The 19017-nt window shown below is 70.3% G+C and carries 12 protein-coding genes; 3 read left to right on the top strand and 9 right to left on the bottom strand.

Annotated features, from left to right (window positions below):
* Together ACH4T9_RS31765 and ACH4T9_RS31760 are read right to left on the bottom strand one after the other, a co-directional pair.
* Positions 1 to 1134, bottom strand: a 1134-nt coding sequence (locus ACH4T9_RS31765) for an N-acetylmuramoyl-L-alanine amidase (RefSeq protein WP_396675108.1), incomplete at its 3' end; no start/stop codon positions are given.
* A gap of 20 nt (positions 1135 to 1154) precedes the next feature.
* Entirely contained in the window at positions 1155 to 2507 is a 1353-nt protein-coding gene (locus tag ACH4T9_RS31760; protein ID WP_396675109.1) for an FG-GAP repeat domain-containing protein, read from the bottom strand.
* Between the two features lie 475 nt (positions 2508 to 2982).
* Here ACH4T9_RS31760 and ACH4T9_RS31755 point away from each other — a divergent pair, with 475 nt between their 5' ends.
* Positions 2983 to 4038, top strand: a complete 1056-nt coding sequence (locus tag ACH4T9_RS31755; RefSeq protein WP_396675110.1) for a LacI family DNA-binding transcriptional regulator — start codon at positions 2983 to 2985, stop codon at positions 4036 to 4038.
* 19 nt (positions 4039 to 4057) lie between these two features.
* On the opposite strand, the gene ACH4T9_RS31750 is transcribed toward ACH4T9_RS31755, so the two are convergent.
* From ACH4T9_RS31750 to ACH4T9_RS31720, 7 genes are all read right to left on the bottom strand, one after another.
* Positions 4058 to 5692, bottom strand: coding sequence for a fucose isomerase (locus tag ACH4T9_RS31750; protein ID WP_396675112.1), 1635 nt, complete (start codon positions 5690 to 5692; stop codon positions 4058 to 4060).
* Entirely contained in the window at positions 5689 to 7206 is a 1518-nt protein-coding gene (locus tag ACH4T9_RS31745; protein ID WP_396675113.1) for an FGGY-family carbohydrate kinase, read from the bottom strand. Before ACH4T9_RS31745 ends, ACH4T9_RS31750 begins: the two co-directional genes overlap by 4 nt.
* Before the next feature lie 166 nt (positions 7207 to 7372).
* Entirely contained in the window at positions 7373 to 8374 is a 1002-nt protein-coding gene (locus tag ACH4T9_RS31740) for a substrate-binding domain-containing protein (protein WP_396675115.1), read from the bottom strand.
* A gap of 26 nt (positions 8375 to 8400) precedes the next feature.
* The gene (locus tag ACH4T9_RS31735) at positions 8401 to 9489 is read right to left on the bottom strand and encodes an ABC transporter permease (RefSeq protein ID WP_396675116.1); all 1089 of its coding nucleotides are present in this window, start codon (positions 9487 to 9489) and stop codon (positions 8401 to 8403) included.
* Complete coding sequence (locus tag ACH4T9_RS31730) at positions 9486 to 11099, bottom strand: sugar ABC transporter ATP-binding protein (protein ID WP_396675118.1); 1614 nt, start codon at positions 11097 to 11099, stop codon at positions 9486 to 9488. Before ACH4T9_RS31730 ends, ACH4T9_RS31735 begins: the two co-directional genes overlap by 4 nt.
* Before the next feature lie 70 nt (positions 11100 to 11169).
* Positions 11170 to 13293: a glycoside hydrolase gene (locus tag ACH4T9_RS31725; RefSeq protein WP_396675119.1), complete on the bottom strand. Its 2124-nt coding sequence runs from the start codon at positions 13291 to 13293 to the stop codon at positions 11170 to 11172.
* Positions 13293 to 16580, bottom strand: coding sequence for a DUF2961 domain-containing protein (locus ACH4T9_RS31720; protein ID WP_396675120.1), 3288 nt, complete (start codon positions 16578 to 16580; stop codon positions 13293 to 13295). The genes ACH4T9_RS31725 and ACH4T9_RS31720 overlap by 1 nt, the downstream gene beginning before the upstream one ends.
* A gap of 701 nt (positions 16581 to 17281) precedes the next feature.
* Between ACH4T9_RS31720 and ACH4T9_RS31715 the strand changes: the two genes are divergently transcribed.
* Positions 17282 to 18277, top strand: coding sequence for an alpha/beta hydrolase (locus ACH4T9_RS31715; RefSeq protein ID WP_396675122.1), 996 nt, complete (start codon positions 17282 to 17284; stop codon positions 18275 to 18277).
* A 161-nt stretch (positions 18278 to 18438) separates the two neighbouring features.
* A partial coding sequence (locus ACH4T9_RS31710; RefSeq protein WP_396675123.1) for a M23 family metallopeptidase occupies positions 18439 to 19017 on the top strand: 579 nt, incomplete at its 3' end.

Here is a 19017-nt window from a genome sequence, read left to right as displayed (position 1 = left end):
GGCGAGGTACTTGGATCCGGTTCCCACGCCGCCCTGGTTGACCAGCGAGATGTAGTAGTTCCAGTTCCAGTTGGGGCCGGGGTCGGTGTGATCGTTGCCGGGGATCTCGTTGTGACCCTTGATGGCGGTGCGGTTCTTCGGGAGGCCGTACTTGTCGCACAGGTAGCGGGTCAGCGCCGCCGACGACCGGTACATCGCGTCGGTGAACCACGCCGGGTTGTCCACGTACCCCTCGTGCTCGATCCCCACCCCGTACGCGTTACCGGCACGGGCGTGGTACGCCGTGTCGCCCTCGCGCACCATCTGGGTGGTCTCGCCGTTGCTCGACTTGATCACATAGTGCGCGCTGACGCCGGACGACGGGTTCTGGAACCAGCTGATCGTGCCCGCGTACGAGCCCTGGGTGACGTGCAGGATGACGGTGGTGATCCGGCTGGACCGGCCCGCGCCGTAATTCGCGCCGTTGGCCGCGACCCACCGCGCCGGGCCGTACTCCGGCACGGCCGCGGCGGCGAGGGCGTTCGACGGCGCGGTGCCTGCGGGCGCCACCGCCGTGTAACGACCGCGCTCCGGCTCGACCCGGTTCGGCCGCACCGCGACCGGACCGGCGATGCCCTGCTGCAACAGGTCGTAGACGTGGTCGGCGTACAGCCGCGCGGTGACGTCGTTGACCGCCCCGCCGTACGTGGCCACGACCGGGTACCAGGCGGTGACCCGGTCGCGGTCGGCGGCCGTCAGGCCCTGCCCGTCGGCGAGGTCACGCAGGACGGCGGCACCGCCCCGGATGTTCGCCGAGGTGGTCGACTTGAGGTTCGCGATCGACTCGCCGGTCAACGTGGCCGCGCGTTCGAGGCTGTGCCTGGTGGGGTTGCTCACCAGGTGCATCACGCCGTAACCGTTTGCCTGGCTGGGCTTGCCGTCGTGCGGGTCGAGCCGGGACTCGCCGTACCCGACAGCGACCAGCAGGTCCCGGGGCACGTCGAACTCACGCGCCGCGCGGTCGAAGGCGGTGTCCGCCGTGCTGCGGGTCGGAGCGGCGGGTGCCGGCGCGGGCGGGCCGGCGAGCGCGCCGGCGAGCGCCGCGGCGATCAGGGTGACGGCACCTCGGCGCCAACGGGGCCATGTTCCTGTCATCGGGGTCTCCAGTTCGCGGGTCACAGGGTCGCCTCGCCGTTGAGACCGAAATAGTCGTGCCACTTGACGCCGGCGGCGAACCCGGTGCCGGTCGAGAGCCCCACGTAGACGTCGTTGGTGTTGCCCTTGGTGAAGACGACGATGTCGGCCTTGCCGTCGCCGTTGAAATCGCCGAGGTAGGGGAACTCGCCGCCCAGGCAGAAGAAGTCGTTCCACTTCACGGTGGTCCCGACGAAGGCGCTGCCGTTGGACACGGCGGCGTACACGTCGGCGTTGGCGTCACAGGTGAAGGTCACGATGTCGGCCTTGCCGTCGCCGTTGATGTCACCGACGCGGGGCAGCTCTGCGCCGACGGCGAACAGGTCATGCCACTTCTGCGCGCCGCCGAAGGACGTGCCGGTCGACCGGGCGACGATCACGTCGGCGGCGGCACCCTGGGTGAAGGTGATGATGTCGGCCTTGCGGTCACCGTCGACGTCCGCCACCACCGGGTACTCGCCGAAGGGGCTGAAGAACTCGTGCCACTTCAGGCCCGGGCCGAAGGAGGTGCCGGTGGACAGCGCCACGTAGACGTCGCCAGCCTGGTTGTGGGTGAACGCCACGATGTCGGCCTTGCCGTCGCCGTTGACATCGCCGACCGCGCCGATCTCCGCCCCCGGGGCGAACCAGTCGTGCCACTTCTGGCCGCCACCGAAGGACGAGCCGTTCGACAACGCCACGTAGACATCGCCGGTGTTGCTGTGCGCGAAGGTCACGATGTCGTCCTTGCCGTCACCATTCACGTCGCCGCTCGACGCGGTCTCGCCGCCGATGGAGAAGAAGTCGTTCCACCGCACGGAGGTGCCGGCGAACGCGGCGCCGGTGGAGCTGCCGACGTAGACGTCCGCCAGGACGTTCTGGGTGAAGGCGAGCACGTCGTCGCGGCCGTCGCCGGTGACGTCGGTCGACGATCCGCCGGCGATGGCGTGCGTGCGGGTGGCCTCGTTGAGCAGGCTCCGAGCCTTCGCCGCGACCTGGTCGTAGCGGTCCGGGAAGCCGGAGCGTTGCACGCACTGGGCGACCTGTCCTGCGGTGAAGCCGGGATTGTTGCGGTCGCAGACGATCGCCCGGGTGACGTACTGCGTGCTCGCGTAGACCGGGTCCATGATCTGCTCCGGCGTGCCCCACCCGTAGTCCCAGCGCTGCTGGAACACCCCGAGCGAGGACTTGTCCCCGCAGGGCAGATTGTTCATGTGCGACTCGACCCAGCCCGCCTCGAAGGCGGAGAGCAGCACCTTGTCGTTGGCGTTGTGGGCACGGGCCACCCGGTACACGATCAGGGTGACCGCGGGGTCGTGGTTGGCGGGGACCGACGAGCAGGCCAGGGTCCCCATCGGGGCCGCCTGCACTGGCGCGCCCACGACCACGGCCGCCACGGCCGTGCACAGAGCGAGAGGTACCGCCAATAGTTTTGTCTTCACGATGCTCCTCATGAGAAAACGGCATGTGAGGTTGGGGTTTGCGTTGACGGCCGCGAGGACGGCAAGAAATCGATTGCTGAAAGTCTGGCCAGCATTTTCATGACTGTCAATACCTGCGGAAAGTGTTGCCGCCTCGGGGCGACAGCGGTGGGAGAATCCGCCACGGATCGGGCCATCCCGCCCGTCGTGGCCGATGGGCCGGGGCGTCGCGGTGGCGGCGTCGGTCGCAGGCCGGGCGGCGAGGACCCCTCAGCCCGGAAATCGATTCCACCGCGTATAGGATCGCGGGCGGTCCCAGATGATGAGTCGACCTCGCCCGGTCTCGATCAGGTGGGAAACCTTATCGCGACGGGCGGTCCCTGCGCGAAGATTGACTCGGGGGTGCCGGATGACAACCATCTACGATGTGGCCCGCAGGGCTCGGGTCTCACCTGCCACCGTCTCCCGGGTGCTGAACGGCCGTGCCTCCGTCGACCCGGAGCTGGCCGCCCGGGTTCGGCAGGCGACACAGGAACTCGAGTACCGCCCCAACGCCGTAGCCCGGAGCCTGCGTCGGAGCCGGACCAGCCTGTGGGCCGCCATCATCTCCGACATCGGCAACCCCTTCTTCACCTCGATGGTCCGAGGCGTCGAGGACGTGGCGCAGGAGGCAGGCTTCTCCGTCGTCCTCTGCAACGGCGACGAGAACCCCGAGAAGGAGGCGAGTTACGTCGCGGCGGCGCTCGCCGAACGGATGGCGGGGGTCATCATCTCGCCGTCGGGCCGACCGACGTTGATCAACCGCCTGGTCGAGGCGGGCATCCCGGTCGTCGTCATCGACCGGCAGCCTCGCGGCATCGCGGTGGACACGGTGCTCGTCGACAACACCCACGGCGCGGAGTTGGCCACCACGCACCTGATCGACAATGGATACCGCCGCGTCGCCTGCATCACCGGCCCCCGTCGGATCTCCACCGCCATCCAGCGGCTGCGGGGCTACCAGCGGGCGCTGAGACTGCGCGACCGGTCCGTCTCCGAGCAGCTCGTCCGACACGCCGACTTCCGCAGGGACGGCGGATACCAGGCGATGTCGTCGCTGCTGGACGCGAGCGAGCCGCCGGACGCGGTCTTCGTCGCCAACAACCTGATGACCGTCGGTGCGGTGGAGTGCCTGGTCGACCGCGGCGTCGACGTGCCCGCCCGGTGCGGCATCGTCGGCTTCGACGAGATCCCGTGGGCGCACTTGGTCCGCCCGTCGCTGAGCACCGTGGCCCAGCCCACCTACGACCTCGGCCGGGCGGCCGCCGTGATGCTCACCGAACGCATCGCCGATCCGGCAAAGGCGCCCTCGACCGTCGTCCTCCCCACCGAGCTGCGGGTACGGGACAGTTCGAGCCGGTCGCCTGGGCCCCGGCAAGTATGCTCCGGGGCCCGGCGTACGGCGGATGACGCGACATCGGGGTGAGCGGCGTCGCGCCCGCTGATCAGATCCGGACGTCACCGCACAGGTGCACCCGCATGCCGAGCTCGGCGAAGAGCGCGGCCTTGACCCGCAGCGCCCGGTCGGCGGTGGCCGCCTCCGGCGCGTAGACCACGTTGAGGTGGTTGGCCTTGTGCCGGGCCATCAACTGGTCGCGACCGACTCCGTGCAGCACCGCGTGCATGATGGGCCACTGCGGGGTGGTGGCGTCGAGCCGCCGCCGGGTCTCCGCCTCGGGCAGTTCGACCACCGTTCCCCGGCCGAGATCCACGTGCAGCACGCCGTCCATGACGAAGACCCGGGACCACACGATCTCGCCGGGCTTCGACACGCCGCTCAGGGTGCCGCCGCCGAGAGGGAAGTACATCGGCGGCTGACGCATGCTGTAGGACCGGTCGTAGCCCCCGTTGTGGGACGCCGGCACCGAGCCGGAGATCTCGAAGACCCACACGAAGTCGTCGCCGTACCGTTCCCCCCACCGGATGTCGTGCAGTGTCGTGGCCGGGTCCAGCCCCATCGCCGTCCAGATCCGGTTCGTGACCAGGGAATCGACGGCAACGCCCTCGTCGACCTCGTTGAAGTGCGGCAGCGCCGCGCCCGCGTACAGCTCGCGGGAGCCGTCACGACTGTGCACCGGGGGCCGTTGCACGTTGTTGAGCAGCCCCTCGGCGAGGTCGCTGGCCGGGACGACGTCCTTGAGGCCCTGCTGGTACTGGATGCCCACCGCGTCGAGGCCAAAGTCGTCGGCGATCCGCAGGGCCGCGACATACATCTTGAACTGGGTGAGCAACTGCGCCTCGGTCAGCTCGGTGGCCTCGTCATCGCCGGTGTGGAAGGTCATGCCGGCCTCGTCGAGCCAGGCCCGTACCGCCTGCGCCTCCGCGTCGGGCACCTGTCCCATCTCCGCCACCAGGGCGCTCTGCGAGAGTCGCTCCTTGAAGATGCCCATCGGGTTGAGTAACTCGTCGTCGATGATGGCGTTGTACATGCCCATGCAGCCCTCGTCGAAGACACCGATGATGGCCCGCTCGGCGACGAGCTGCCGGGCGAGGGCGACGCCGAGGGCGACCTCGGGGTCGGGGGACAACGCCGGCAGGTCCCGTACGTGGCTCTCGTCGTGCGTCAGCTCGCCGGCCTCCAGCCAGCTGCTCAGTCCGTCACGGGCCCACGCGTCGGTGAAGTCCTCGCTCCACAAAGCCGAGTAGCGCACCCCCGCCTTGGTCAGGCTGCCGGCGAGGTTGAGCAGGCCGACCAGACCGGGGAACTCGCCGCTCCAGTTGGCCACCAGCAGGATCGGCCCGCGGTGCCGCCGCAGGCCGGCCAGCACGTGGTGGCTGTACTGCCAGACCGCCTCGACCACGATGAGCGGGGCGTCCAGCGGGATCGTCTTGAAGACCTCGATCCCGGCGCGCTGGCTGTCGATGAACCCGTGACCGGCGGCCGGGTCGGCCGCGTGGCCACGCTCGACCCGCCATCCCAGTGCTGTCACCGCGGCGGCGAGGTCGTCCTCAAGCTTGCGCTGGGTCGGCCAGCAGGTGACGTTCGCGCCGGGCCGCAGGTCGCCACTGGCCACCGTGTAGACGGTGCGCGGGGCGGCGACCGGCGGCTCCACCAGCACGGGCATGGCGTACGTGTTCACAGGGTGACTCCCTCGGCTGGCTCTTCGGGTGCGGGGTGGTGCGGCGCCGGTACGCGGCGCTGCCGGGCGTCCAGCGCATGCGCGACCGACAGCGAGCCGGCATACAGCTCGTGGTACAGCTGGTACAACTCGTCGTAGTCGGCCGCCAACTCGGCGCGCGGATTCCGGGTCTCCACGATCGGGTTCCAGGCCTCGATGGAGACCGCGTGTTCGATGCCGGCAGCCAGGAAGGCCGCGCCGTAGCTGGCTCCGATGGTCTGCGTCGGAATCTGCTGGGCACGGCCGGTGATGTCCGAGACGATCTGGGTCCACAGCGCGCCCTGGGTGCCGCCACCGACGGCGACGACACGCCGCACGTCACCCCCGGCCGCCTCCATCGTCTCGATGTTGTGTCGCACTGCCAGACCTGTCGCCTCCAGGGCTGCCCGGTAGAGGTCGCCGCTGTCGTGCGACAGGGTCAGACCCGCGATGACGCCACGGGCGTGCGGATCGAGAATCGGCGTCCGCTCGCCGGCGAAGTACGGCAGCATCAGCAGCCCCCGAGCCCCGGGCCCGGACCGCTCGGCGCGATCGAGCAGCTCGGGATAGCCGGGAGCCTCGAAGAGGTCGTGCAGCCAACCGGTGATCGCGCCGGAGGTCGCCATGCCCCCGGCCAGGTTGCGGGTGCCGGGCAGGGCGCCGACCGTGCCCCACAACGCCGGGCTGGTCAGCCGGTGCGGGACCGTGTGCACCAGGAACATCGTGGTGCCGTACATCAGCATGAGATCGCCGACGTCCTGCGCGCCGACGCTGATCGCCTCCGACCAGGCATCGATGGTCCCGGTGATGACGGGAACGCCGCGCGGCAGACCCGTCGCGGCGGCGGCCTCGGCGGTCACCGTGCCGGCGGTGTCTCCCGGCCAGCGCAGGGGCGGCAGTGACAGCTCAGCAGCGATCAGGTCGGCCCACGGCCGGTGCCACTGCTGCGAGTCGGTGTCGTAGAGCGGGGTGCACTGGCTGGCCGAGTGGTGGTCGAGCAGGTACTGGCCGGTGAGCTGGTACACCAGCCACGAGCTGGGCATGAAGAGCCGGCGGGCGCGGGCGAACACCTCGGGTTCGGCGTCGGCGACCCAGGCGAGCTTCGGTCCCACCGCCTGGCTGGACAACGCCGAGCCGCAGCGCCGCAGGATCTCGTCGGGGCCGAGGAGGTCGTTCAGCCGGTCGATCTGCGGGGTGGCCCGGGTGTCGACGCCGTACAGGATCGCCGGCCGCAGCGGGTTGCCATCGGCGTCGGTGAGCAGGACGCACGGGCCCATGCCGCTGACCCCGACCGCCACGGCCCGCACGTCGTCCGGGGCCAGCAGGTCCCGGGCGAGGTCGACGAACTCCTGCCACCAGAGCCGTCCGTCCATCTCCACCCAGTCCGGCCGCGGACGGTCGACCCGGTGGGTCAACGTGCGCGAGCGGACCACCCGCCCGTCGAGGTCGACGAGGACGCCCTTGCTACTGGAGGTGCCGATGTCCACACCGAGCACGACCGATGTCCTAATGCCGGCGGAGCCGGTCGTCGAATACTGGATCAAGCCCTCTCCCGCTGCTTTCCGTCGCTGCGACCTGGCCGACCGACGCCCTCCGCGCCACCGCCGGCCCGCCTCGCCGCGCCCGCGTGCCCTGCGGCTACGCGGGCGCGGCCGTCGTCGGTCAGGCGCCGCCGAGCTTGGCGTACGCCTCGGCCGCGTTCTCCTTGGTGATCTGCATGGTGTCGAGCGTCGTCGAGCGCGGGACGTCCTTCGCGCAGTCGACCAGGAGCCGCTTGGCCAGGTCCACCGCCTCGCGACCGCCCGTGGCGTACTGGAAGGTCGCGGCGAGCCGGCCCTGATCGACGGCCTTGATCCCGCCGGAGGGCACCGGAAGCGCGTCGATGCCGGTGAACTTGATCTTCGTCTCGACCCCGGCAGCCTTGGCCGCGAGGTAGGCGCCCTCGGCCATCGGATCGTTGTGCGCGTAGATGGCCGCCACATCCGGGTGTGCCTTGAGCAGCGCGTCGGCCACCGACTGTCCCTTTTCGCGCAGCCAATCACCGGGCTGCGAGGCGACGATCTCGATCTTCGGGTTGCTCGCGATGCCCTCGCGGAAGCCCTTCGCGCGCTCCGCCGCGGGCGTGGCACCCGGCAGGCCCGCGATCTCGATCACCTTGCCCCCCTGGGGCAGCAGCGTCTTGGCGTAGTACTCGCCGGCGGCCCGGCCGATCGCGACGTTGTCGCCACCGATGAAGGCCGTGTATCCCTCCCCCTCGACCTTGCGGTCCAGCACGATCACCGGGATCCCCTGGTCGTACGCCCGCTTGACCACGGCGGTCAGCGGCTTCGCCTCGTTCGGCGAGATGATCAGCAAGTTGATCTTCTGGGTGAGGAAGTTCTCGACGTCGGCGACCTGCTTGCTGTTGTCCTGCGCCGCGTCGGCGACGACGACTTTGAAGCCGGGAACGGCTTTCGCCGCCGTCTCCACGTCGTTGTTCATCACCTGCCGGTACGGCTCGGCGTTGTTGGCCTGCGACATGCCGATCAGGAACTCCTTGCCGGAGCCGCAGTTCGCGGCGTCGCCGGAGCCGGCCTGGTCGGACCTCTTCTCCACGCTGCACCCCACGGCGGCGACGAGCGCGCCGGTGGCCAGCAGGGCGATAAGGGCGGAACGTTTACGCACGGGAGGATCCTCCGTTGTCGAATCGGTCAGGCGACGCTGCGCCGCAGCTTCTGCAGGGCGGCCGCGGCCACGATCACCAGGCCCTTGATCAGCAGTTGCACGTTGGCGTCGATGTTGTTGAGTGCGAGGATGTTGTTGAGGATGCCGAGCAGCAGTGCGCCGGCGAGGGTCCCGCTCATCGAGCCGGACCCACCGGCCAGGCTGGTGCCACCGATCACCACCGCGGCGATGGCGTCCAGCTCGTATCCGGCCCCGTCGTTGGGGCTGCCCTGGTTGAGCTGCCCCGCGTGCACAATGCCGGCCACCGCCGCGAGGAGTCCGGCGATAGCGAACACCGCGACCTTGACCCGGGTGACCGGGACGCCCGAGAGCCGGGCCGCCTTCTCGTTGCCGCCGATCGCGTAGACGTGCCGGGCGAACGCGGTCTTGCGCAACACGACGGTCGCGGCGACACCGACGGCGATGAAGAGCACCGCCGGCACCGGGATCACCCCGTTGATCGAGCCGTTGAGGATCTCGAAGGCGGGTGGGGCCTCCTTCGGCCCGTCGCCGTAGGCGATTGGAATGCCGAGCCCACCGGACCAGATCCGGGCCAGGCCCCGGGCCACCTGGAGGCCGGCGAGTGTGACGATGAACGACTGGATGCCCAGCCGCGCGGTCGCGTATCCCTGCACCGCGCCGAACACCGCGCCGATCACCAGCACCACGGCGATCGCCGGCAGAATGCCCAGACCGGAGTCGACCATGAGGGTGGCCGTACCGACGGCCGAGAGCCCGAGGATCGCCCCGACCGAGAGGTCGATGCCGCCCAGCAGGATCACGAAGGTCATGCCGACCGCGATGATGCCGATCTCCGACACCGCGCGCACGATGTTGCCGAGGTTGCCGGTGGACAGGAAGAGGACCTCACCGTCGCGGCTGGGCGAGGCGACGATGGCCAGCGCGAAGACGACCAGCAACGCGAAGATGCTCTGTGCGGCGAAGAGACGGTCGACCAGCTCCCGCCGGCTGCGCGGGCGGCGGAACCACCGTCGTACGCTCTCGCCCACGCCGCCGGTGACGGGCGGCCCCTTGACCCCGGTGGGCTCCGGCGTTGACACACCCGTGCCGGTCATCGTGCTTCCCTTCCGGCGGGAGTGCCGCCCATCGCCGCCGTGAGGATGTCCTCGCCGGTACAGCAGTCCGTCTTGAGGTCGGCCACCGAGCGCCCCCGGCGAAGCACCACCACCCGGTCGCAAACACCGAGCAGTTCGGGCAGTTCCGAGGAGGCGAGCAGGATGCCCATCCCGTCGTCGGCGAGGCGGCGCAGCAACCGGTAGATCTCGGCCTTCGCCCCGACGTCGACCCCGCGGGTCGGCTCGTCCAGCAGCAGCAGCCGCGGCTCGGCGAGCAGTTGCCGGGCGAAGACGACCTTCTGCTGGTTGCCGCCGGAGAGCGCACCGACCGGCGCCACCGGCGAGGGCGTCTTGATCAAAAGTTCGGCGATCTTCTGCCGTACCGCGGCACGCTCCCGCCGCCGCCTCACCACCCCCGCCGTCGTCACCGTGCGAAGGGCCGTCAGCACGATGCTGCGGCTGACGGGGTGTCCGAGGACGAGCGCGGCTCCCCGCCGGTCCTCGGGCACGAAGCCGACCCCGGCACGCAGTGCCGCCCGCGGGCTGCGCGGAGCATAGGGGCGGCCGGCCAGCAGGACGGTCCCGGCGCGTCGACCCTTCGGTCCGGCGCCGAAAAGGGTTTCCAACAATTCAGTGCGGCCGGCCCCCATCAGGCCGGCCAGGCCGACGATCTCACCCGGGCGCACGGTGAGGGACACGGCGGCCGGCTCCGAGCGACCGGGCCGGCGGTTCCTGGGCCGTACGGTAAGACCGTCGATCGCCAGCAGCGGTGCCCGGCCCGCATCGTCCATGCCGGCTTCAGCGCCGGTGTCGCCCCCGTCGACCGTCTGAGGGCCGATGTCCGGGTGGGGATGCGCGCCCGCGTCGAACAGCGACTCGCCCGCCCGGCCCACCATCATCGAGATGACCTGCCCACGATCGACCTCACCGGGCCGGGCGATGCCGGCGACGGCTCCGTTGCGTAGGACCGTCACGCGGTCAGCGACGACCTCGATCTCCTCCATCCGGTGGGAGATGTAGACGATGCCCACGCCCCGCGCCCGCAGGCTGTCGATGGTGGCGAAGAGGCGCTGCACCTCGGCGTCGGCGAGCGCCGCCGTCGGCTCGTCCATGATCAGCACCCGGGCGTCGAGCGAGAGCGCCCGAGCGATCTCGACCAACTGCTGCTCGCCGACGCGCAGCGAGCCGACCGGGCGGCGCGGGTCGATGTCGGCGCCGAGCTGGCCGAGCTGTTCCCGGGCGGTGCGGACAACGGCGCGCTGGTCGAGCGTGCGCAGCCAGGTGCGGGGTTCGCGTCCCAGGACCAGGTTCTCGGCCACCGACAGCGCGGGCACCAGGTCGAGCTCCTGGTGGATAGTCGCGATCCCGGCCGCCTGCGCGGCGGCCGGGCCCGCAAACCGCACCGGTGTCCCGCCGACGGCCACCTCGCCCTGGTAGTCGGTGATGACACCGGAGAGGACGTTGATCAGGGTCGACTTGCCCGCCCCGTTCTCGCCGAGCAACGCGTGCACCTCACCCGCCCGCACCTCGAAGTCGACCCCGTCCAGGGCGACCACGCCGCCGAACCGCTTGGTGACGCCGGCCATGGTGACGACCGCGTGATTGCCCACGACACCCCCCTTTAAGTCGATTTCCAGAGCGAAGAGGAGTTCTGGCTACCCCGTCAAGACCGGAGCCCACTCACGGGACGGCGTTGATCGCGGTGTAGGCCCCGTCGGCGAAGGCGACATCGCGCCGAGCTCCGCTCGCGGCGATCCGCCACGTGCCACCCGGATACTGGCCGGGTGCCCAGGACGTGCCGCCCGAGCGCCACAACGGCTGCCAGGCGGCCATCGCGTGGCCGGCGTCGTACCAGGTGTTGTCGCCGCGCCAGGCCGACGCCCAGCGGTGCACCGCCACCACCGACAGCCCGTCGCCCGTATTCATCGTCCAGGGCGGCATCCCGCTGACGTCCCCGGTGGCCCGGGCCTCCACCGCCGGGTCGCCGACGGCCGGCAGCGCGCCGTCGACGTTGAACGCGACCTCCCACACCGCCGCGGTCGGCCAGTTGTTGACCGACCACACGATGTCGCTCTGCAGTGCCGGCCCGGTCCAGCGCGGCGCCACCGTCAACAACCAGTCGGCGGTGACCGGCTCGTCGCCGAAGGGAATGCCGGCCAGGTTGATCCGGGACCCGTCCGCCGACACGTCGATGCGAGCCGGGGCGCCAGCCCGGTCGGTGACGTCGAAGCGGCCCACGGCAAGGTACGGACTGGTGCCGCGGTGCGACGAGTCGAGCGCGGGACGGTAGGAACCGCCGCCCGCCGGGTCCACCGCCAGCGAAGCGATCCGGGCCTGTGGCCAGGTGCGCACGTCGGCCCGTAGGAAGCCGGTGCTCATCGTGTAGCCCCGCGCCACCACTCCCGTCGACCAGGTCAACGGGGCCAGCCACAGCCCGCCCTGGCCCCAGCCGGCGTGGCTCAGGTACCAGTCGGAGCCGTCCACGACGACCTCGGCCGCGTGCGCGTCCAGCACGGCCACCTTGTCGGCGCCGTCGAAACGCAGCGGGTCACGGCTGCGGTAGACGGCCGTCCGCCGGTAGGCGGTGCCGTAGTCGGTGCCGTCGCAGCAGACGAAGAGGTAGTACCAGTCGCCCCGGCGGACCACGAACGGCGACTCCGTCTGCCCCGCGGCCCGCCCGGTCTGAGGCGACGAGTAGGCGATCGCCCGGGCGCTCCACGTCCGCAGGTTGGTGCTGCTGCGGTAGGCCACGACGTGATTGCCGCCGGTCGGGGTGGAGGTCGCCGTGTAGTACATGACCCACCGGTCGCCGACCCGGGTCACCATCGGGTCGCGGCCCTCCCAGCCGTCGATGAACAGCGGGTTGGCCGTGCTCCGGGTCCAGGTGAACAGGTCGATCGATGTCGCTAGATGCATCCGGTAGTTGGCGTAGTCCGGGCCGCCGGCCGCGTAGAACATGTAGTAGACACCGTTGTCGTAGACCACGTGCGGCGCCCAGATCCAGTGCTCGCCCGCTGCGGGATCGGCGGTCAGCGCCATCGGCTGCCTCGTCCACGGCCCGGTGGGCGTGGGCGCCGTGGCATGGCCGAAGGACTTCTCGTCCTGCGGCGCGCCGGGCTCGGCGTGGGTGATCGCGAAGACGTGCCAGACCCCGGTCTGCTGATTCTTCACAATGGTGTGGTCGTTGTAGTACCACGCCGTCGGCTGGCCCGCGCCCGGGTCGAAGACCCGAGTCAGCGCGCCGCGTGTCGGCGTCTCCCCCACCGTCTCGTACGGCACGGTGGTCACCGCCGCGACCGGGCCGACACGTCGCAGGGTGATCGTGTCGAGGCCGGCGAAGAAGCCGGCCGACGCGCCGGCGCGGCCGGTCACCGTCACCGTCAGCCGGTGGCTGCCGGTCGCGAGGGAGACCGAGCCCAGTGGCACCGCGCCGGTGCGCTGCACGGTGGGCGCGTACCCGTCGAAGAGCTGGCCGATCGCCACCCCGTCGACGGTGAACCGCAGCGTCCCGTAGTCCTGGGCCCGGGTCAGCACACCCCCGAGGTCGTACTGGCCCGGCGGCACCGCGGGCAGGGCGACGGTCACCGAGTCGCCGGCCCGGCCGGCCCGCAGCCAGAGCTGGCGGCCCCCGGACCAGCTCACCCCGCAGCAGTCGGTCTGGGCCTGCACCGGCGCGGTCGCCGAGACGACCCCCAGTGTCTCCGCCTCCACCCGGATCGGGTCCTCGGCCCTGGCGGGGTCCGCCGGGGCCGCCACGAGGGCCGCCCCGAGCAGGAGAACCGCGAGGGTCCGCAGCGCGCGCATCACGGAACGCTCGGCCGAGGCAGGTCGGTGCCCGGCGCGAACTGGTCGTGCCACCTCACGCGGGAGCCGAATTCGGAGCCGGTGGACAGCGCGACGTAGACGTCTGCTGTCGTGCCCCGGGTGAACGTCACCACGTCCATCCTTCCGTCACCGTTGAAGTCGCCGAGCCCGGGCAGCTCGTCGCCGACGGCGAAGTACCCGTGCCATTTCCAGGTGTTCTGCACGAAGCGGGTGCCGTCGGAGAGGGACACGAACACGTCGCCCGTGCCACCGCGGGTGAACGCCACGATGTCGTCGCGCCCGTCGCCATTGACGTCGCCCACCGCCGGCAGCTCGGTGCCGATGGCAAAGTTGTCGTGCCACTTCCACCCGTCTTCGACGAAGCGGGTGCCGTCGGAGAGGGACACGAACGCGTCACCCGTGCTGCCCTGGGTGAACGTCACGATGTCGTCGCGCCCGTCGCCGTTGAAGTCGCCCACTGCCGGCATCTCGGTTCCCACAGCGAAGTGGTCGTGCCACTTGACGCCGGGGCCGAACCCGGAGCCGGTGGAAAGCGCGACATAGACATCGGCGGCGTCGCCCCGGGTGAAGGTGATGATGTCGGCGCGGCCGTCGCCGTTGACGTCGCCGACCGCCGGGATCTCGGCGCCGACCGCGAAGAAGTCATGCCACTTCACGCCGGCGGAGTAGCCGGAGCCGGTGGAGAGCGCAACGTAGACGTCGGCGGCAACGCCCCGGACGAAGGTGATGAGGTCGGCCCGACCGTCGCCATTGACGTCGCCGGTGAGCGGAATCTCCCCGTCCATGGCGAAGAAGTCGTTCCAGGGCCGGCTGTCCGGCACGAACCGGGTGCCGGCGGAGAGCGCGGTGAACACGTCCGCGCTGGCGCCGCGGGTGAAGTCGATCGCGTCGTCACGCCGGTCGCCGTTGGCGTCGCTGACGTTGCGGGCCCGGGTCGTGGCCGACACCTCGGCCGACGGCGTCCCGGCGTTGCCGGCGACATCGACGGCGACGACCCGGTAGTAGCGGGTCTGCCCGGCCGGCAGCGGGCCGTGCCGGAACGAGGCGACACGCGTGGTGGCGACCAGATTGGCGGACGTGATCGCCACGCCCGGCGTCCTGGACGAATAGACCCGGTAGCCGGTCACGCCGACGTTGTCGGACGACGGCAACCAGGACAGGCTGAGGGCGTGCACCCGACCGCCGGTCAGCGCCAGGCCGGTGACCGCCCCGGGCGCGGTGGTATCGGTGAAGGGAACGACGACGCTGTCGGCCTGGTAGCGGGCTGCGGTCCAGGCCGGGGCGCCTGCGGCGGGGGTGAGCGTCACAGTGACCGTGGACTTGCCGGCGGTCAGCGCCGCCGGCAGGACGAACTCGTCGGCCAGCCACCGGCGCCGGGCGTTGCCCAGCGGCTGCGACCACACGCCGGCCGGCACGCCGTCCACCGATACGGCCGCCTGCTGGTAGCCGCTGAACTGGTCGGCGTGGCGGCGCAGTCGTACGCCCTGGTTGGCCGGGTCGATCGAGATCCGGAATCCCACGGCGGCGGTGGTGCTACGGACCTGGCCGGTCTCGGTGATGTCGTCGTCGTCGCCCTCGAAGCTCGACGTCAGCGCGTGCTGGGTCGCCGAGTCGGTGTAGGCGTGGCTCGTCCGGCTGGTCGCGTCTCCGGTGACGATGGTGTCGGTACGCCGGGACGTGACGGTCGGCTGCGTGTAGAGGAACGCCGTCGAGCCGTAGTCCGCCGCCATGTCGTTGGCCGGCCCGTGCTCCATGCCGAAGCGCAACTCGGTGCCGTACGACACGGCGTCGCCGATCATCAGGCGGTAGGCGGCATCGCACTCGTCGACGCATCCGCCCGACCGGAACAAGTGCGCCGTGTTCCCGGTGAAGACCCCGCTGTACTCCCCGCGGTTGAAGTACCACCCGGACTCGTAGAAGTCCTCGGTGCCGGTGCCGTAGATGTGCGGCGTCGGTTGGCCGTCGACGTGCACTCGCTCGTCGCCTTCGAGGTAGTTGCGGGTGTTGCCGCCGGTGATATGCCCACGCATCGTCTGCGAGATTCCGACGAACCGGCCCCGGCCGGGCTGGTCGGCGACGATCCAGTCCCTGCCGCCGACCGCCTCCGCCCGTCGGGACTGGGTGGTGAAGTAGCCAGCGGGTCCGACTGCGGCGAGCGCGTCGGTCCACTGCGTTCCCGGCGCTGAGGTCACCTCCGCACGGACGCCGCTGACGGCCACGCCGGTGGTGTTGGCGACCACGACGGTCGCCGTCGACCGGAACGGCATCGGCCACCAGGCGCTGTACCAGCCACCCGGCGCGTCGTCCATGCCGAACATGAGGGAGCGGACCCTGCGCTCACCCAACCCGCCGCCGAAGAACTCACCCACCGGGCTGTCCACCGTCGTGCGGCCGTCGAAGGAGATCCGCAGACGCAGACCGGACAGGGTCGATTCGGTGGCCACGCCGTCGGGCACCTGCAACCGCAGCGCGGTCACGGCCCGTGGCCCGGTCAGCGTGGCCACGTTCGCCTGGCCGCCAGCGGGGACATCGACCGTCGCGGTCGCGGTGGTCGCTCCTGGCTGCGACGGCTTGGGATCCCGGGTGCCGGCGGCCCGCAACAGGTCGATGACATCGGTGGCCCGATCAGCGGGGTCGAACCGGACGACCCCTGTCGCGTCGTCGAACTTCCGGAACGTGACGTGGTAGAAGAGCGGATTGTGCTCGGTGAGGATCCGCATGGAGTCCCGATAGGGCATCGGCACTTTGACGGTGACCCCACCCGAGGTCTGGTCGGCGTTGCTGACCAGCGGCGCGACGAACGGGGAACCGAGGCCGCCGTCGACGAGGTTCTGCAACCCCGTGTCGACCACGACGACCCCATCGAGCTCGATGCGGATCCAGCCGGTGGCGCTGACGTTGCCCTCGTCCCGGGTGAACCAGATTGACTGCACCTCCCCCGCGCCGCGGTCCTCAGCGAGCACGCAGCCGCTCGCCTGACGCAGGCAGGAGTAGGTGCCAACGAACCCATCATCGTTGGAGCCATCGCGCGCGAAGCTGGAGAACTGTCGGGTCCGGGTACCGACTGACAGCTCCGGCAGCCGGTCGAGCCGGCGGTAGGTGTCCCAGCCAGTCGGTCCTTTGTCCGCAGCGACCGTGACGGCGGGATCCGCGACGGCTGCGGCGGCGTCGGTCACGGCCCGCGGGGCGGCGACCGCCGCCGTGGGTACGGTCATGACCAGCGCCGCCGCGGCGGCGCCCAGCCAGGAGGGTCTACGGAGCCTCATCGGTGTCCCTTCGCAGCGACCTTCGAAGCAGGGAGAAATCGATTGCTGGAGTTAACTGCGAACACCGATCTTTGTCAATACTTGCCGGCTCGCTTTGTGGCGATGCATGAAATCATCGCCTTCGAACGACGAGGCCGAGCGCGCTCCACATCGGATGAACAGGCGTTGCGCACGCCCTCGACCAGCTCGGCCGACCACCGCCAACCACCACGGGGCGCCCCCAGCATCACCGTCGGAGCGGCGGAAGAATGTGACTCAGGCGGCAGCCGTGGACACGGTGAGTAGCAATCGCTGCACCGCCGCCACCCTCCGGCAGGGCGAAGATTCCACAACCCATTGACAGTCGTCGGGGTCCTGGCGATACTCCTCAGCAATCGATTTCTCGGGCTTCGCGAGGAGGCGCCCGTGCCACAGCGCATCCGTCACCCGCCGGTGGCGACCTCCAGGCTGTCACCTACCTCAGCTGCTCCGGCCGCAACGAACGACCAATGAGGTCAACGGTGGCATCGTCGTCCTCGTCGAGAACAACGTCGATTTGGCTACGTCAGACCTTTTACTGGCGCCGCCTTCACCCCCGCCCAAAATCGCACGATCACCTCGGCCTCAACGGCGTCACCGCCCTCTGAACCCGTCCAGCTGGACAGCAAACTCCGCGCCGCAGTTCTCGCCCGTTCGGCGCGACCTCACCCAATGGAGGATCCATGGACAACATTCCTGCCGTCCGCCAGCCCGTCAGTCGTCGACGGCTGCTCACCGGCGCTGCGGGCGTCGCCGCCGCCGGTGCGTTCGGCGGTGCGCTCGCCATGCCGCTGCCCGCGTCCGCCGCCGGCGACGGGCACGGGCTGCGCATCGTGGCCCGCAACGAGAATGGTGGCCGCCTGCAGTACTACCGGTTCGCCACCGACGCCATCGAGTGGGACCCTGCGGTCAACGTGCTGCTGCCCGACGGCTACCACACCAGCGGCAAGCGCTATCCGGTGCTGTACCTGCTGCACGGCGGAAACGCGGACTTCCGGACCTTCCACATGCAGGACAACATCATCAACCTGACGGCCGGCAGGGAGATCATCGTCGTCATGCCGGACGCCTCCACCGGTTGGTACTCCAACCCCGTGCACAGCAACACCGGTCCGCGCAACTGGGAAACCTTCCACATCGCACAGCTACTTCCGTGGATTGAGTCGAACTTCCGCACTTTTCCCGAGTACAACGGCCGTGCCGTCGCCGGCTTTTCGATGGGCGGCTTCGGCGCCCTCAAGTACACCGCGAAGTACTACGGCCACTTCTGTTCGGTGAGCTCACACTCCGGCCCGGCCAGCCTGCGTCGGGACTTCGGCCTCGTCGTGCACTGGGCCAACGCCAGCTCCGCGGCGCTGGACCTCGGCGGCGGCACCGTCTACGGCGCTCCCCTCTGGGACGAGGCCCGGGTCACCGCCGACAACCCGGTCCAGCGTATCGAGAGCTACCGCAACAAGCGGATCTTCCTCGCCGCCGGCACTTCGCCCGATCCGATCAACTGGTTCGACACCGTCAACGAGACCCAGGTGCTCGCAGGCCAGCGGGAGTTCCGCGCCGCGCTCGGCCGCGCCGGCATCCCGCATGAGTGGCGCGAGGTCCCCGGCGGCCACTACTTCCGCCACGAACTCTTCATTCAGGACCTCAACGGCATGCTCGGCCGCCTCCGCCGCGCCGGCTGACCTCTCATCAACGATGCGGCGCCCCGCAGACACCCGTCGCGGTCCGGCGGCGCATCGTCACCCCTCCGCCTCACCCCTTCCTGGCGGCACTTGACACATCGACGGGTGCCTTTACTCACGTCCAGACCGATCGAGCACTTTCCTGACGGGAGCCACCTCACATGTCACGGCACTCGAGGACCGGGGTGCGGCGCGTCCTGGCCGTCCTAATCACCCTGGCGGTGGGCGTCCTGACCGGAGCGGTGGCGACATCGTCCCCCGCGCTCGCCGCACCGAACTTCAAGGCTCCATTCCCGTGCGGGCAGCGGTGGACCTACGACCACCACAGCGCTGAGGTCCGGCAGGCCCTGGACTTCGTGCGGGCCGACGGAGGAGTTACCGCGGGCACACCGCAGGTGGCCACCGCCGCCGGCGTCGCCCGGCGGCACTCGGAGCCCAGCGGCGCCGGCAACTACATCGTCATCGACCACGGCGGCGGTTGGACCACCTACCATTTCCACCTCAGCGCATATTCGGTGCCCGACGGGGCGTACGTGCAGCAGGGCCAGCAAATCGGGCTCACGGGCAGCACGGGCAACTCGTCAGGGGCGCACATCCACTACGAGCAGCTCTACAACCGCGCCGGACAGACGATCGTGATCAACGGGGTGTCACTGGCGCCGTATCCCGGGCAATACCACCAGAAGTACCTGGTCAGCGACAACTGCGGCGGGTCGTCGACCGGCGGTCGGTATCTGGCG

Source organism: Micromonospora sp. NPDC020750 (assembly GCF_044334565.1).
Lineage (GTDB): Bacteria > Actinomycetota > Actinomycetes > Mycobacteriales > Micromonosporaceae > Micromonospora.
Note: the sequence above shows the minus strand (reverse complement) of the source record. Positions and strands in the feature narration are given on the sequence as shown.

Bases quoted from the DNA above. Each gene is read 5' to 3' on its own strand.
- ACH4T9_RS31760 (WP_396675109.1), bottom strand. From the start codon at position 2,507: ATGGGGACCCTGGCCTGCTCGTCGGTCCCCGCCAACCACGACCCCGCG.
- ACH4T9_RS31755 (WP_396675110.1), top strand. From the start codon at position 2,983: ATGACAACCATCTACGATGTGGCCCGCAGGGCTCGGGTCTCACCTGCC.
- ACH4T9_RS31735 (WP_396675116.1), bottom strand. From the start codon at position 9,489: ATGACCGGCACGGGTGTGTCAACGCCGGAGCCCACCGGGGTCAAGGGG.
- ACH4T9_RS31725 (WP_396675119.1), bottom strand. From the start codon at position 13,293: ATGCGCGCGCTGCGGACCCTCGCGGTTCTCCTGCTCGGGGCGGCCCTC.
- ACH4T9_RS31720 (WP_396675120.1), bottom strand. From the start codon at position 16,580: ATGAGGCTCCGTAGACCCTCCTGGCTGGGCGCCGCCGCGGCGGCGCTG.
- ACH4T9_RS31715 (WP_396675122.1), top strand. From the start codon at position 17,282: ATGGACAACATTCCTGCCGTCCGCCAGCCCGTCAGTCGTCGACGGCTG.